At 63.2% G+C, this 13,513-nt stretch carries 18 protein-coding genes, 1 tRNA gene and 1 pseudogene; 13 read left to right on the plus strand and 7 right to left on the minus strand.

Annotation, left to right across the window (positions count from 1 at the left end; genetic code table 11):
- Positions 1–41: 41 nt before the first annotated feature.
- Positions 42–641 carry a DUF938 domain-containing protein gene (locus HW932_RS03310; RefSeq protein ID WP_176975073.1) on the minus strand — a complete coding sequence of 200 codons (600 nt, stop codon included), beginning with the start codon at positions 639–641 and terminating at the stop codon, positions 42–44.
- 157 nt (positions 642–798) lie between these two features.
- Between HW932_RS03310 and HW932_RS03315 the strand changes: the two genes are divergently transcribed.
- From HW932_RS03315 to HW932_RS03330, 4 genes are all read left to right on the plus strand, one after another.
- Positions 799–1,014 carry a hypothetical protein gene (locus HW932_RS03315; protein ID WP_425485086.1) on the plus strand — a complete coding sequence of 72 codons (216 nt, stop codon included), beginning with the start codon at positions 799–801 and terminating at the stop codon, positions 1,012–1,014.
- Between the two features lie 30 nt (positions 1,015–1,044).
- Positions 1,045–1,443, plus strand: coding sequence for an HIT domain-containing protein (locus tag HW932_RS03320; RefSeq protein WP_176975074.1), 399 nt, complete (start codon positions 1,045–1,047; stop codon positions 1,441–1,443).
- Between the two features lie 163 nt (positions 1,444–1,606).
- The gene (locus HW932_RS03325) at positions 1,607–2,218 is read left to right on the plus strand and encodes an NAD(P)-dependent oxidoreductase (RefSeq protein ID WP_176975075.1); all 612 of its coding nucleotides are present in this window, start codon (positions 1,607–1,609) and stop codon (positions 2,216–2,218) included.
- Positions 2,219–2,221: 3 nt separating this feature from the next.
- Entirely contained in the window at positions 2,222–3,208 is a 987-nt protein-coding gene (locus tag HW932_RS03330) for a bile acid:sodium symporter family protein (RefSeq protein WP_176975076.1), read from the plus strand.
- Here the strand turns inward: HW932_RS03330 and HW932_RS03335 are convergent.
- Positions 3,177–3,350 carry a hypothetical protein gene (locus HW932_RS03335; protein WP_176974926.1) on the minus strand — a complete coding sequence of 58 codons (174 nt, stop codon included), beginning with the start codon at positions 3,348–3,350 and terminating at the stop codon, positions 3,177–3,179. The genes HW932_RS03330 and HW932_RS03335 overlap by 32 nt on opposite strands.
- An 84-nt stretch (positions 3,351–3,434) precedes the next feature.
- Between HW932_RS03335 and HW932_RS03340 the strand changes: the two genes are divergently transcribed.
- Positions 3,435–3,815: a hypothetical protein gene (locus HW932_RS03340; protein WP_176975077.1), complete on the plus strand. Its 381-nt coding sequence runs from the start codon at positions 3,435–3,437 to the stop codon at positions 3,813–3,815.
- Positions 3,816–3,894: 79 nt separating this feature from the next.
- Here HW932_RS03340 and HW932_RS03345 read toward each other — a convergent pair whose 3' ends face one another.
- The 4 genes from HW932_RS03345 to HW932_RS03360 form a co-directional block, all read right to left on the minus strand.
- Positions 3,895–4,728: a hypothetical protein gene (locus HW932_RS03345; RefSeq protein ID WP_176975078.1), complete on the minus strand. Its 834-nt coding sequence runs from the start codon at positions 4,726–4,728 to the stop codon at positions 3,895–3,897.
- A complete protein-coding gene (locus HW932_RS03350; RefSeq protein ID WP_176975079.1) occupies positions 4,712–5,785 on the minus strand; it encodes a hypothetical protein in 1,074 nt (357 codons plus the stop codon). Before HW932_RS03350 ends, HW932_RS03345 begins: the two co-directional genes overlap by 17 nt.
- Before the next feature lie 2 nt (positions 5,786–5,787).
- Positions 5,788–6,507 carry a phage antirepressor N-terminal domain-containing protein gene (locus HW932_RS03355; RefSeq protein ID WP_176975080.1) on the minus strand — a complete coding sequence of 240 codons (720 nt, stop codon included), beginning with the start codon at positions 6,505–6,507 and terminating at the stop codon, positions 5,788–5,790.
- A gap of 132 nt (positions 6,508–6,639) precedes the next feature.
- Positions 6,640–6,963: a hypothetical protein gene (locus tag HW932_RS03360; protein WP_176975081.1), complete on the minus strand. Its 324-nt coding sequence runs from the start codon at positions 6,961–6,963 to the stop codon at positions 6,640–6,642.
- A gap of 149 nt (positions 6,964–7,112) precedes the next feature.
- Here HW932_RS03360 and HW932_RS03365 point away from each other — a divergent pair, with 149 nt between their 5' ends.
- From HW932_RS03365 to HW932_RS03390, 6 genes and pseudogenes are all read left to right on the plus strand, one after another.
- On the plus strand, positions 7,113–7,559 hold the full coding sequence (locus HW932_RS03365; RefSeq protein WP_176975082.1) for a hypothetical protein: 447 nt from the start codon (positions 7,113–7,115) through the stop codon (positions 7,557–7,559).
- Positions 7,537–8,355: a HipA family kinase gene (locus tag HW932_RS03370; RefSeq protein ID WP_176975083.1), complete on the plus strand. Its 819-nt coding sequence runs from the start codon at positions 7,537–7,539 to the stop codon at positions 8,353–8,355. Before HW932_RS03365 ends, HW932_RS03370 begins: the two co-directional genes overlap by 23 nt.
- Complete coding sequence (locus tag HW932_RS03375) at positions 8,352–9,233, plus strand: hypothetical protein (protein WP_176975084.1); 882 nt, start codon at positions 8,352–8,354, stop codon at positions 9,231–9,233. Before HW932_RS03370 ends, HW932_RS03375 begins: the two co-directional genes overlap by 4 nt.
- 178 nt (positions 9,234–9,411) lie before the next feature.
- A pseudogene (locus HW932_RS03380) lies at positions 9,412–10,250 on the plus strand (IS5 family transposase).
- Positions 10,251–10,445: 195 nt separating this feature from the next.
- Positions 10,446–10,772 carry a helix-turn-helix domain-containing protein gene (locus tag HW932_RS03385; RefSeq protein WP_176975086.1) on the plus strand — a complete coding sequence of 109 codons (327 nt, stop codon included), beginning with the start codon at positions 10,446–10,448 and terminating at the stop codon, positions 10,770–10,772.
- A 251-nt stretch (positions 10,773–11,023) separates the two neighbouring features.
- The gene (locus tag HW932_RS03390) at positions 11,024–12,046 is read left to right on the plus strand and encodes a tyrosine-type recombinase/integrase (protein ID WP_176975087.1); all 1,023 of its coding nucleotides are present in this window, start codon (positions 11,024–11,026) and stop codon (positions 12,044–12,046) included.
- Between the two features lie 13 nt (positions 12,047–12,059).
- Here the strand turns inward: HW932_RS03390 and HW932_RS03395 are convergent.
- Positions 12,060–12,135, minus strand: a tRNA-Thr gene (locus tag HW932_RS03395).
- Between HW932_RS03395 and HW932_RS03400 the strand changes: the two genes are divergently transcribed.
- Entirely contained in the window at positions 12,109–12,327 is a 219-nt protein-coding gene (locus tag HW932_RS03400; RefSeq protein WP_176975088.1) for a hypothetical protein, read from the plus strand. The genes HW932_RS03395 and HW932_RS03400 overlap by 27 nt on opposite strands.
- A gap of 24 nt (positions 12,328–12,351) precedes the next feature.
- On the plus strand, positions 12,352–13,506 hold the full coding sequence (locus tag HW932_RS03405) for a metallophosphoesterase (protein WP_176975089.1): 1,155 nt from the start codon (positions 12,352–12,354) through the stop codon (positions 13,504–13,506).
- Positions 13,507–13,513: the final 7 nt, after the last annotated feature.

Genomic DNA, 13,513 nt, shown 5'->3' on the forward strand with positions numbered 1-13,513 from the left:
TTAGACAATGCTCCATATGGAGCCTCGCCCCAACCGCCGGTTCAGTTCCGCTCCCACACCAGTGTGAAGTTGTTCACCGGCATGGCGTGCTCGGCGACGAGTTGCAAGCCATGCGCCGCCGCGAATGGCTCGAGCTGGCGCTGGTCGCGTACCCCCATCGCCGGATCCTGGTCGCGCAGCCAGGCATCGAAACGGGCATTGCTCGGACTGGTGTGCCGGCCATCACGACTGAAGGGGCCGTAGAGTGCGAAGAGGCCGCCCGGTTCCAGGTGGGCGCCGACACCGGCGAACATCGCCTCGACGGCCTCCAGGCTCATGATGTGGGCGGTATTGGCGCTGAAGATGGCCTCGAAGCACTCGGCCGGCCAGGGCTTCAGCACATCGAGTTCGAGTGGCGGCGGGAGGTTGCTCAGGCCCGCCTCCGCAATCCACAGGCGGATCCCTGGAAGCTGCTCGGCCCGATCGCTGCATTGCCAGGTCAGATGGGGGAGGGCGGCCGCACAGTAGACCGCATGCTGTCCGGTACCGCTGCCGATTTCGAGCAGTCGACGGCGCGACCGTAACAGGGGTGCGAGCACGGCCAGAATGGGGTCACGGTTCTGGTCGCAGGACTCGGCATAGGGCTTGTCGACGGCAGGCATGTGGCGGTCTCTCCATGTGTCTGGGCGTGCAATGATATCCTGCTGGTGCGTGAGGCCCGAGGGGCGTGCTCCGTTTCGCCGGATCATCCTTCAGGCCACGCGCGACCCGGAGTGCTCCATCCCGGTCCGTCCTCCCGACTTCTAACGCCAGACGCCCATGAAAATTCCCAAACGTCTCGAACCGCTAGTCCATGAAGGACTGATCGATGAAGTCCTCGGCGCGCTCAAAAGCGGCAAGGAGGCAGCCGTCTATGTGGTGCGCGCCGACGGGGACGTCCGCTGCGCCAAGGTCTATAAAGCGGTCGACCAGCGCGGTTTCCACAAGCCGTCGCTTGACGGCGATCCGCTCGACGCTGAACCGGTTCCACAGTGAGCCGGCCCATCCTGTCGATTCGAGGTCATCATGCCGTCCTTCGCCCTCCATCCCCAGCTCCTGGCCGACGGTCATGTCCTCGGGCGCTTGCCCGCAACCCACCTGCTGCTGCATCGCAACGGCGCCGTACCCTGGTTCATCCTGGTCCCTGAAACCGATCTGGCCAATCTCCTGGATCTGCCGACCGCGCACCGGGACGCCGTTCTGGCCGATTGCACGCGCGTTTCGGATGCCCTGCGCACCCTGGGCTATCCCAGGATCAACGTCGCCTGGATCGGGAATCTGGTCCCACAGCTCCACATCCATATCATTGGGCGTCGCCCCGGCGATGCCTGTTGGCCACGACCGGTGTGGGGACACTTGGAGGAGCGGCGCGACTGGGACGAGTCGGAGATCGCGGCGCTTCGCGTGGCGGTTCTGGGCGAGTAAGCGCACCGAACGCGGCGTCGAGGCACGACAATAGTGTGACGTCCTGGGCCTGCATGGCCAACACCATCGCGGTCATGATTGGGGACGCGAGCCGACCAGGACTGGAAGCGGGCAACGAGTCCCCAGATTGGATCCAGGTTCAAACGACACCGAGGACACACCGATGCACATCGCACTGTTTGGCGCCACCGGCGGCACCGGCCGGCAGGTCGTGGCACAGGCCCTGGAGCAGGGCCACCGGATCACGGCCCTGGTCCGCGATCCGTCCAAGCTCACCCCGCACCCCGATCTGACGCTCGTCACCGGCGATGTGCTCGATCCGGCAGCGGTCGCGCGCTGTCTCGCCGGGACGGACGCCGTCGTCTGCGTGCTCGGCTCGCATGGGTCCAAGACCCCGATCGAGGCACGCGGCACCGAACGCATCCTCAGCGCCATGCCGGATCAGGGCGTGCGTCGGCTGGTGGTCGTGACCTCGCTCGGGGTCGGCGAGAGTCGCGCCCAGCTGGCCTGGCCCTGGCGGCTGATCATGGACCTGACGCTCAAGGCGATCCTGGAGGCCAAGGCCGAGCAAGAACGGCTGGTGAAGGCGAGCGGTCTGGACTGGATCATCGTGCGCCCCGGCGGCCTGACCGATGGTCCGCACACCGGTGCCTATCAGTTCGGGACCGATCCGACGCTCAAGGCCGGGCGGGTCAGTCGCGCCGATGTCGCTGACTTCGTATTGCGGCAGCTCAGTGAGGACCGCTTTCTGCATCAGGCTCCGGCGGTGACCTGAGCCATGACGAGTCGACCCAGTCGCGATACGATCGGCGACGGACATCCGCCGATCCCAGGAGCCATCCTGACCCGGCTGTTCCCGCTTTGGGCGTTGCTGGCGGGCCTCATCGGCTTCATCGCTCCTGAGACGCTGTCGGACTGGCGCGCGGCGGTGATGCCGCTCTTGGGTGTGGTGATGTTCGGCATGGGCGCCACCCTGCGCCCCGCCGATTTCCTGGCCATTGCCCGCCGACCGGCGCTCATCGGTCTGGGGCTGTGCTTGCAGTTTGGTCTGATGCCGCTGATCGGCTGGTCACTCGCGCAGGCACTGGCACTGCCGCCCGAGCTGCTGGTGGGAATGGTGCTGGTCGGCGCCGCCCCCGGCGGCACGGCCTCGAACGTCATCTGTTATCTGGCACGCGGCGATGTGGCGCTCTCGATCAGTCTGACCGCCGCCTCGACCCTGCTGGCCGTCGTGCTCACGCCCTGGCTGACCTGGGTCTATGCCGACGCCTGGGTGACGGTCCCGGTGGGGGAGATGCTGAAGTCCATCGCGCTGGTGGTGCTGTTGCCGGTCATCGCCGGGGTCGTGGTCAACCGCTTCGCCGGGCGCCGGCTCGGACAGGTCCGGTCCTGGATGCCGGGTGTGTCGGTGCTGGCGATCCTGGTCATCATCGCCATCGTCGTCGCGCTCAATGCCGGGCGACTGGCCACGGTCGGTCTGGGGCTGGTGGTGGCGGTGATGCTGCACAATGGGCTGGGACTGACGCTAGGCTATTGGGGGGCGCGGGCGTTCGGGCAGGACGCAGTCCGCGCCCGGACCCTGGCCATCGAGGTCGGGATGCAGAACTCGGGGCTGGCCGCCGCCCTGGCGCTCAAATCCTTTCCGGCGGCGGCCGCACTGCCGGGGGCGCTGTTCTCGGTCTGGCACAACCTGTCCGGGGCCATGCTGGCGGCCTGGTGGTCACGGCGGACGCCTACCAATGTCCCGTCCCCGGCTCGCCCTTGAACGGCTCGACGATCTCGGCGGTGATCCAGCCGCCATAGTAGCCGCTGGCTTGTACGCAGACCGTCTCGCCGGCGACGACACAGCGCAGTCGCGCGGTATAGGCGGCGCGAGCGCGTTCGAGTGCAGCCCGATCGATGGGCATGACGGATCTCCTGACGGACAGTGCGCGGGGTCGGCTTCGGGCTATCATCCACGATTTCCGATCCCGACCACCCTGGAAGCACCCATGGAATTCTTCGCCACAGCGCCGGCTGACTGGACCGCTGAGTCACTTCAACGACACATGACCGGACCGCGTCTGAGTGCGCTCTGTGCCTCCATCGATCGCGTGCTGCATTGGGACGATGCGCGCGATCAAGGAGAGATCTACTGTCTCTGGGGACAGTTCCAGGTGCGCCGCGAGTGCATCCGGGAGGGCGTGCGCTTCACGTTGCCGACCTGCCCCAATGCCTTGGCCTGGACACTGACCGCTCCGGCCCCGGCGGGAGCGGGTGTCCTGATCCATGTCACCATCAACCGCACCGAGCATGATCCTGACTTCATCGAATCCATCGAGGCCTTCGTCGAGGACTGGCGGGCGGGATTGGCGCGTCCGGTAGCCGGTTGAGTCATGCTGGCTGAAGGCACCTCCACACAACCGCGCTTCGGCAATGAGAAGCAGGCTGTGTCCAGTCCTTGATCACCCGTCAGCCCGTCTCGGACCCATTCGTCGGCGCCGTCGTGTCCGCCGGCGTGTTGCGCCGCCGCTCTAACTTGGCCAAGGCGTCTCGCTTAAGCTGGGCAAAGCGTTCACGTTCGCGTGCCGCACGATTTTCACGACGTTCGGCCACCGGAGGTGGTGCGCCGCGCTGGATGGCTTCATGTATCCGCTGCAACCACTGTCGCCTGACATTGGTCCGATCCAATGCCAGGGCCGGCTGTGTCTCGCAGGATTCAGCCGACGTGGGGATTTGTGCGGATACCTCGGGTGGCGGCAGCAGATGCCCGACCTGATCGCGCGAGAGTCGTCCAGACGCCACCGCCCGCTGCACGACAGCGGTTCGACGCGCCGCATCCCACCCCAGCGACAGCTGCCACTGCGGCCGTCGCCCCAGCACGCGATGTTCGGCCACCAGACGCTCGTAAGCCGTTTTGAACGCCATGCGGGCGCCGATGCCGTCACCGATCGCCCAGACTGGCGCCGCTGCCTGCACCGCCATCAGGATCTCATCGGTGACGCACACCGTCACCGCTTCATCGAAGCTCTCCAGGGCCAGCGCCCAGGCTTCATCCGCACCCGGTCGACCGCCCTGGAGACGCTCGACCAGCGTCAAGACATCCGACGGCTGGGGAAAGAAGCGTCCGCGCTCGGCGTCGAGCAGATGCCGGTCCAGCACCTGACGCAGCGTCTCCAGATCCAGCTGATTGGCCAGCAGACGCCACCAGGTCATCTTGGTGGCGCCCGAAACCACACGGCCGTAGTGCTCCCCGATTTCGTCCAGCAAATCAGAAAACGCCTGCCGCTCACTGTCGAACAACATGGAATTCGCCCTCCAGGGTGTGCGGATGGGCCGCGCCGTTGAGAAAGGCCTCTAGCTTGGCATCCGCCGCCTGCTGACCACGCGCCAGCTCGATGAACTGCTCGACGTGCGCGCTATCGCGACAAATCAGACCGAGATCGTTGAACGGGCGCTGCCGATCGTTGCGCCCTTGATGCCAGGCCGAAGCCTTGCAGCCATTGATCGCCGTGAGCAAGTCGGCCACCGGATAGCCGTCCTTGAGCCGTCCGGCCACCGCCGCCCGGCGCTTGGCATCCAGCCGGGCCTTGGGTTTGTTCATCACCTGCTGCCAATGCCGGAAGACGACCAGCACCGGATCGATGCACCCCGCATCGGGGTCGGTCGAGACCGACTCGGGCGCGAGGCCGGTGTAGCGTGAGCCGGATGCTGCTGCCGAGGAGGCTGGGGAGCCGTGTGTGCCAACCGCCGCCACGGGTTGGCCATCGCGCACAGGGTGCGTTAGCACCTCTTCTCTTCCAGATACCGGAACTCCAGAGGAGGGGCGGCTCTTCGCTGGCGCCGCGGTTGACCGGTCGGGTCGCTCATCCGGTTGCGCTCGACCGCCAAACGCCCGATCGGCGTGGCCTGGCGTGGCCTGGGGCGGGGTGTTCACTGGGTTGGTGTCGGTGGGCTGTTCTTGGGGCGCTCTTGGGTTGTTCATTTTTTGGACAGACGCACCCCGATCCGCCAACGGCAGCTGCTTGACATACCCGATGTCCAGCCTCGAACCCGCCTCGATCAGCAGAGATACGCGCCACTCAGGATCCCCATCGATCGGGCGCGGGCGCTCGAGTTCGGCAATGGCCGCCCGGATCTCGCCGCGTGTCGGTACCCAGGGCTTCTTCGTACTCCGGGGATCTGGGATAAACGCCACCTCCTCGGCGATACTGGTGGCTGTAATGCGATGGCCCAGACCACCCGCGATCCCGGTGCGATAATCCATGCGTCGGCGAAAGACGCGCAGATAGATCAGCTGGGCCAACATCGACAAGCCGCGCAGTGCCGCCTGCTCATCATCGTTCCACGCGGTGCGGGGCATGTCTAATTCCTCGGCGCCTCGCTCTCGCGTCCATACCAGAGGCGCCCCGTCGCCGCCTCCAGCGCCTGGAGATCGGCCATGAGGCGTCGCTGCAGCAACTCCGCGCAGGCGATACCGGAGGTCAGACGCCACAGGTCGTCCCGGTGCACCAGGACCAAGTCGCTCTCAGGGGCTCCGGCCTGCTCGACGTACTGCTCAAGCCGCTGTACATCGTGCGGATAACGCTCGGCCTGATGCCGAACGGCCGCCATCAGATCATCGCGCAGGCCCGTGTAATGACTCAGGCTCAGGGAATAGGCACGCCGTTCGATCGCAGCGTGGATCTCGGGTGGGATCGGATCGCGATCCGGCGTGATGACGGCACCGCGTTGCCGCCAGTAATTCCAGAGCACGTCGTCGCATTCGATTTGGTACTGGCGAATGCGCTCGCGCAGCTCCGGAGCGACACGGCTGGCGTGAATCGTGGCGAAGAAAGCCGGAAGTTTGCGCACCGGCATGCACAGCGACTTCTGCGGTCCGCCCTTGGAAGGGATTGTGATCGTCACCACCCCCCAGCGTGCCTGATTGGCGTTGAGTTTGGCGAACTGGCTCGCCCAGTCCAGGCCCATGCCTTCAACGATCGGGCGCATCGGGGTAAAGGGTTCGCCTTCATGCTCGGCGATGAAGAGGGTTTGGCCATGAAAGGCGACAGGAAGCAGACCCTCAGGCGGATCTGTGGCCATGGCCGCATCAACTGCTCGAACACGCGAGGACTGCACGCCCCGGTCAACACCGTCGTCATCCATGCCACTCTCCGCGAATCGTGAAGAAATCGAGCGCACCGCACCGGGCGCGGCCGTGAGCCGGATAGAGGCTCAGTCAAGCGCCCGGCGTCGAACCACGGCCTCAGCGCGTGCGTAGATGGCCAGCAGCCAGGCGGCACTGGGCGGCTGATCGCCTGGATGTACCGGGAGGTCATCGTGTTGAATGAAGCGCGAGGCGGCCCGCCGGCGACGACAACCACAGGCATGGCATTGCGTCTGGGGGCGATGGAGGCGCGTGATGATCTGCTTGCGCGTCAGTATCCCGGCGCGTCCGCAACAGGCATAGCGCACGCGGTAGCGCCCGGCATCGAGTAGGGCCAGAATCGTGATCCCACCCAGTGTCGTCCCAACAGACAAACCCTCTCGGTTGTTCATCGTGGTCTCCTCGGTCAGATGGTCGGCGCCGCGCGCGGGCCGTCGTGTTGCCGGTATGGCTGACCAAGAAGATAGCAATATGCTACTGACCTGACAATAGCTGATTGCAACAGGCCGCTTTCTTAGCAATCTGCTACTATGCAGAGACTATGGACGTCCGACAGGCCCGCACCGAGAATCTTGAGACGCTCTTGCGTCGCTACCCGTCATTGCGGGTATTTGCCGAGCGCACGGAGCTCGCTTCTTCGCATGTGAGCCAGATGAAGAACGGTGTGCGCCGGATGGGCGACGAGGTGGCCCGCCGGATCGAGGCGCAACTCGGTTTGCCGCATGGTTGGATGGACCATCCGCACGGCACCGAGGACGACACGCCGGTCGCCACCGCGATACCGTCATCGCTCGATCAGCGGCTCTTGCAGACCTCGCCACGCGCCCGGCGCGCGTTGGAGCAGATTGTGCGCGCCGCTGAAGAGGGACGGCTCAGCGAGATCGATCTCGAACTCATTCAGCAGATTGCCACACGCCTCGCCAGCTCGAACGGCAAATACGACCGACTGCGACTCAGGGCCAGGGATGGCGATCGAGCTGCTGACTGAAGGCGCTTATCGCAGCTATCTCGAACCTACAGCAGAGGCCGGAATCGAGGCCAGTCACTTGGCGCGGGTCTGTTTCAGTGACGGTGAGATCCGGCGGGTCTACATCAAGTTCTATCCGGAGTCCAACCATGGTCTCGTCAACGAGATCACCGGACACTTGCTCGCAGCGGCCATCGGCTTGCCTGTTCCTCAACACGCGGCGGTGATCTTTGTGCCGAAGATCGCGCTGCCGGCGTGCCCCGCCTGGGCCGATACGGTTCCGGGTGAATCGATTCCGGGCTGGTGCACCCTGGATATGGCGGCACCGAGTCTCAGGTTCCTGCTCTCTCAGGACCATGATGAACCCCTGGATACCACGCACCCCCTCGTCGAAGAACTGCGCAAAACCGATAAATTGATTTCATTTATGGCTTTCGATGATTGGATTGCAAACACCGATCGTCATTTGGGCAACCTACTGCGTCTGGGGAAGCACCGTTATCTGCTCATCGATCACGGCCAGATGTTCGGCGGCCTCACATGGACGGCCAAGACGTTGCGGGATACCAGCCTCCGTTACGCCAACAGTTTGCGCGAGCTGCTTGCGCCACAGACGCACACGCCAGACTATCGCCGTCGGCTGGCCCGGGAATCGTGCGCCTACCATGGCGAGGCGCTGATACAGGTCAGTGAGCATCTACTAGACTGGTGGGTATCCCTGCTAGACGACGCGGAAAGACAAGCCGCGGCGGAGTTTTTGGGTAATCGCGCCCAGGATCACCATATTTGTGCTCGCTACCAGATGCAGCGTCTATGAGCCTCTACGCCAACCTACGCCTGAAAGCCAGCCCGTCGCCGGTGCCGGCGGTGAAGGGACATTGGTTCAACATCCGCTTCACCCCTGACCTGACGGATGGCGAGACGCTCAATATCGGGGTCGGATTCGTTGCCGAAGACCGACAGATCCACGCCAAACTACTGGCTGACTTCACCTGTCTGCATTGTCTATACGGCGATCGCCTCGACTTCGATGAGCTGCAGTTCCTGATCGACCTGCTGAGGCAGCACTGGACGTATACCGGGGTACCGCAGTCCCCTCCAAGCCCCAACATCGCTTTCAGCGTACTGAAGTACGCGGCCGGCGACAGCATCGAAGCGATCCTGGAGGAGCTGTACCAGGAAACCGTGTCGTTGCAACCGGATAGCTTCGCCCGGCGGAGAGCCAACAACAATATCCGTTGCATTGATACGCAAGCCGCACGCGTGCTGGTATTCGAGGCGATGGTGCGCAAAGCGCCGCTTTCGGCCGCGATGCTGGCGACCAATCCGATCTGGTCTGTCGACGGCAATAAAAGGCTGGACATGCCGATTCGTTCACACCACCGATTTGGCACCCTCATCTCTCTCTGGTACCAAACAACGCAAACACGCGAACTCAACACCCTGCGCGCCCAAGCGGACTTGGACGCCGCACGGCGTCTGTTTCCCGATGACGTCGGTGGGTTGTTCATCCTGCGCCCCCCCGTTGGTCAGCCAGGCTATGACCAGAAGCAACAGCAGCAGATCAACCAGGTCATTGAAATGACAACGTGGCGTCTGAGCATGCAGCACATGCGTTGCGAAGTTGAGGATGATCCGGACATCTTGGCCGAGCGTGTTCTGCGCTGGTCCGATATGACTGCTGTACACATATGACGGCTCAGTTGGCCAAATCGACGGTCATCGACGCGCTTGCCCTCAATCTGTTTCATCCCAGCTCCTGCATCAGCCTGTCCCCCTTGGCGCTCCGACCTTGAGTTGCGCGGCTTAGAGCCTATCCCAAAAGGTGATATTCTCGGCGGAAGTTTTCTCGATCAAAGGAGTCAGAACGACGATGAGCTTGGCGGTTCAAGACGATGGTTGGCGGTTATCCGACGCCCTGTGGGCCCAGCTCAACCCCCTGTTGCCCGTGTACCAGCCGCCGTCCCATCCGCTGGGCTGCCATCGGCGCCGCATCGAGGATCGGGTGGTGATGGAGGGGATCTTGTTTGTATTGCGCACCGGCTGTCAATGGAATGCGCTCAACGCCACCGGGATCTGTTCGAGCAGCACGGCGCATCGACGGTTTCTGGAGTGGGTGGAGGCCGGGGTGTTCGAGCGTTTCTGGCAGGCCGGTGTGCTCAAATACGATGAACTCCAAGGGATCGACTGGTCGTGGCTGTCGCTGGATGGGACGATGACCAAGGCGCCGCTGGCGGGGTCAAAAAAACGGGGCGCAACCCGACGGATCGCGGCAAACAGGGTGTCAAGCGCAGCCTGTTGACGGAAGGCGCTGGCCTTCCCCTGGCGGTAGCCATCGACGGGGCCAACCGCCATGACATGAAGCTCACGCGCACGACCTTGGAGGGGATCATCGTCCCCCGTCCCGCCCCCACGCCCGAGAGACCACAGGGCCTGTGCCTGGATGCCGGCTATGACTATGACGAGGTCCGGACGATCGCTGCGGAGTTGGGGTTCACGCCCCACATTCGCCCGCGGGGTGAGGAAGCCGAGGCCGTCGTGCGTCACCCCGACTTCAAGCCCCGGCGCTGGGTGGTGGAGCGCACACATAGCTGGATGAATCGCTTCCGTCGCCTGTTGGTGCGCTGGGAGAAGCGCGATGACACCTACTTGGCCATGGTCCATCTGGCGCTCGGGATCATCACTTGGCGGGCTACCGGCCTTTTGGGATAGGCTCTTAGTGAAAGTCCGTGCGGAGTCGTACTATTTTGCTATTTATTTTTGAATAGCAAATTGCTACTATTTGTTTCAGGATCTTCACAACGGGCCGTGAAGAGCGACTCATCCACGAAACGCTCATACAGCCTCATTCACAGCGCTTGATCTTGGAAGCCAAGCGGCGAGCGCGAGACTCGCGGAGGCCTTTCATTGAAAACATTCGATCTACTTGAAGCGTCCGCTTTTCTCAGGATGCATCCCGAAACCCTACGACGCCTCGCCGTTGCCGGGGAAATTCCTGGTGCCAAACCCAGTAAACATTGGCTGTTCATCGACGAGGATCTGGTCGAGTGGCTGCGCGCGCGCTACTCCGAAAAAGCGCGAGGGGGTGAGCCGAGTGGAACGATGACATCCTCTACCGTCAACCCGATAACCGGTGTTGGTGAAGGCGCTTCACCACACCAGACGGCAAAGAAATACGAAGATCTCCTGGAGCGTCGCCCAAGGAGTGCAACGAGGAATGCGAAGCGCTTCTAAAACAATGAGTGCATAACACGCTCGCTAAATCCGTGCAGAGCTTGGTGTCCACTCCAGCGTGCACCGCACCTGTTGAAATTTGAGAGGTTGATGCTCAGGCCGACTCAGGACAGTGCGTAGGCTTTTCGTGCGCACGTGATCCCTTCCCAAGAAGATTTCCATGCATGGTGTGGCAAACGCCTAGCCGCTTGAGTGCATTCTCAGTATGCTGATTCAGCGCGAGCGGCAGACATGATCGAGAGGTTCAAGACATGCTCTACCGCCGACCCAACAGCCGTTGCTGGTGGACTCGTTTCACCACGCCAGACGGCAAGGAAGTACGAAGAAGCACTGGCACGGAAGACAAGAAGGATGCCGAGGAGTACGAGGCAAAGCTGAAGCAGGAGCTATGGCGAGTGGCCCGGCTGGGTGAGAAGCCCAAGCGGACATGGCCCGAAGCTGTCGTTCGCTGGCTGGAGGAGACTGAGCACAAAGCCAGTCGGCAGGATGACATCAATCTGTTGCGCTGGCTCGATGGGCATTTTGGCGCACTGCTCCTAGACGAAATCACGACTGACAGGATTGATCAAGCCGCCAAGGCACGCAAGGGAACTGCACCAGCGACCAAGAACAGGATGCTGGCACTGATTCGCGCTATTCTACGTCGCGCCGAGCGTCAATGGGGGTGGATCGATCGCGCACCAGCGGTGCGGATGTACTCGGCGCCCAATCAGCGCGTGCGCTGGATTACGCGGGACGAAGCGGACCGCTTGCTCGCGGAACTGCCCGAACATCTGTCAGATATGGCGCGGTTTACGCTGGCGACCGGACTCAGACGCGCCAACGTCACCGGCTTGGAGTGGAGTCAAATAGATATACCGCGCCGGGTAGCCTGGATTCACCCGGATCAGGCCAAAGCGCGTAAGGCCATCGGAATCCCGCTCAATGCTGATGCGGTTGACGTGCTCCGTCGCCAAATCGAGCGCGACCCAAAATGGGTGTTCACGTACAAGGGCAGGCCGATCACACAGGTCTCGACAGCGGCATGGTACAAGGCACTGGAGCGCGCTGGGATCGAAGATTTCCGCTGGCACGATCTAAGACATACCTGGGCGAGCTGGCATGTTCAGGGCGGAACATCGTTGCAGGATTTGATGGCGATGGGTGGCTGGTCGAGCTATGACTTGGTGCTCCGGTATGCGCATCTGGCACCGGAACACTTGGCCGAAGCGGCAGCCCGGATTGAATCGGGCCGCACATTATCCGGCACATCACTTCAGGCACTGCAAGCCTAAGTCATTGAATTTATGGAGCCGATGAGCGGATTCGAACCGCTGACCCACGCATTACGAATGCGTTGCTCTACCAACTGAGCTACATCGGCGAAGGAGCCGCAAATAGTATCCGAAGCGATCGGGCGTATCAAGCATTGGGCGGCGTCGCGGCGTCGTTGCAAACGAAATGGTCGATAAATATCTGTGACGTGATATATCTGCTGTTCATCGGTTTCGTCGAGGCCGGTATTCCGCTGGGCGTGCCGGCGCCTGATCAGGTGCGCGCCTGGACGCGGGGCTGATCCAACCGCATGGAGCAAACAGTCGTGAAATTCCTCCATACTGCCGATTGGCAACTCGGCAAACCCTTCGCCCGGATTCCGGATGCCGACAAGCGGCACAGGCTCCAGCAGGCGCGTTTGGACTGTCTGGAACGGCTCGCCGCGATCGCCCGACGCGCGGACGCGCGGTTCATCCTGGTCGCGGGGGATCTGTTCGACTCGCCCAGCCCGGCGCGCTCACTGGTCTCGGCGACCTTCCAGGCCATCGGCGCCATGCGTCTTCCGGTCGTCGCCATTCCCGGCAACCATGATTTCGGCGGACCGGGCGGCCCCTGGGAGCAGGCGTTCGTGCAGCAGGAAATGGCCGCGCTGGCGCCGAATTTCAGCATCCTCACCGAGGAACGGCCTCTGGTGCTGGACGAGGCCGTGATCCTGCCGGCGCCGCTGCATCAGCGCCATGTGGCGCATGATCCGACCGCCTGGATCCGCCAGACCTGTGACGCGCTCCCCGATGATCGACCTCGGATCGTGCTGGCTCATGGCAGTGTGCATGGATTCGGTTCGGCGGATGAGGAGGAGGGCGCCACGACCTACAATCGGCTCGACCTGAGCCGGTTGCCGGACGACCAAATCGACTATATCGCGCTCGGCGACTGGCACGGGCTGAAGTCGATCGATCCTAAGACCTGGTATTCGGGCACTCCCGAGATCGACGGCTTTCCGAAGGGCGAGGGCCACCGGCCCGGTCATGCGCTGCTGGTCGAAGTTGCGCGCGGTGTCGCGCCCCAGGTCGAGGTGGTCGCGACTGGGTCGATTCGCTGGGAGCGAATCGGTTTCCGCTTCGATGCAGAGTCCTCGCTCGCTCAGCTCGAACGGCTCTTCGACGACCGGCTCGGCAGTGGAGCAGAGGGTGCGCTGTTGCATCTGGATCTGAGCGGACGGTTGACGCTCAGCGAGCGTCTGGCGCTCGATCAGCGGCTGGAGACCTGGGAAGCGCGGCTCATTTGGCTCAGAGTCGATGATCAGGTGCGTGAAGCCCCGTCCGGGGACGAGATCGAACGCTTGACCCAGCGCGCCGAGGATCCGCTGACGGCGCGTGTCGCCCGGCGTCTGCTGGCTGAAACCGAGAGCCTGGATGCCGAAGTCGCCGCCATTGCCCGGCTCGCGCTGCGCGAGCTCTATCAAGCCGCCAACGCCTGAATGGATT

The organism is Allochromatium humboldtianum, from assembly GCF_013385175.1.
GTDB lineage: Bacteria > Pseudomonadota > Gammaproteobacteria > Chromatiales > Chromatiaceae > Thermochromatium > Thermochromatium humboldtianum.

Excerpts from the sequence above, each read along its gene's own strand:
- HW932_RS03365 (WP_176975082.1), top strand. The coding sequence starts at position 7,113 with ATGGACGTCCGACAGGCCCGCACCGAGAATCTTGAGACGCTCTTGCGT.
- HW932_RS03340 (WP_176975077.1), top strand. The coding sequence starts at position 3,435 with ATGGAATTCTTCGCCACAGCGCCGGCTGACTGGACCGCTGAGTCACTT.
- HW932_RS03375 (WP_176975084.1), top strand. The coding sequence starts at position 8,352 with ATGAGCCTCTACGCCAACCTACGCCTGAAAGCCAGCCCGTCGCCGGTG.
- HW932_RS03370 (WP_176975083.1), top strand. The coding sequence starts at position 7,537 with ATGGCGATCGAGCTGCTGACTGAAGGCGCTTATCGCAGCTATCTCGAA.
- HW932_RS03345 (WP_176975078.1), bottom strand. The coding sequence starts at position 4,728 with ATGTTGTTCGACAGTGAGCGGCAGGCGTTTTCTGATTTGCTGGACGAA.
- HW932_RS03320 (WP_176975074.1), top strand. The coding sequence starts at position 1,045 with ATGCCGTCCTTCGCCCTCCATCCCCAGCTCCTGGCCGACGGTCATGTC.
- HW932_RS03355 (WP_176975080.1), bottom strand. The coding sequence starts at position 6,507 with ATGGCCACAGATCCGCCTGAGGGTCTGCTTCCTGTCGCCTTTCATGGC.
- HW932_RS03350 (WP_176975079.1), bottom strand. The coding sequence starts at position 5,785 with ATGCCCCGCACCGCGTGGAACGATGATGAGCAGGCGGCACTGCGCGGC.
- HW932_RS03335 (WP_176974926.1), bottom strand. The coding sequence starts at position 3,350 with ATGCCCATCGATCGGGCTGCACTCGAACGCGCTCGCGCCGCCTATACC.
- HW932_RS03360 (WP_176975081.1), bottom strand. The coding sequence starts at position 6,963 with ATGAACAACCGAGAGGGTTTGTCTGTTGGGACGACACTGGGTGGGATC.
- HW932_RS03310 (WP_176975073.1), bottom strand. The coding sequence starts at position 641 with ATGCCTGCCGTCGACAAGCCCTATGCCGAGTCCTGCGACCAGAACCGT.
- HW932_RS03330 (WP_176975076.1), top strand. The coding sequence starts at position 2,222 with ATGACGAGTCGACCCAGTCGCGATACGATCGGCGACGGACATCCGCCG.
- HW932_RS03315 (WP_425485086.1), top strand. The coding sequence starts at position 799 with ATGAAAATTCCCAAACGTCTCGAACCGCTAGTCCATGAAGGACTGATC.
- HW932_RS03325 (WP_176975075.1), top strand. The coding sequence starts at position 1,607 with ATGCACATCGCACTGTTTGGCGCCACCGGCGGCACCGGCCGGCAGGTC.
- HW932_RS03390 (WP_176975087.1), top strand. The coding sequence starts at position 11,024 with ATGCTCTACCGCCGACCCAACAGCCGTTGCTGGTGGACTCGTTTCACC.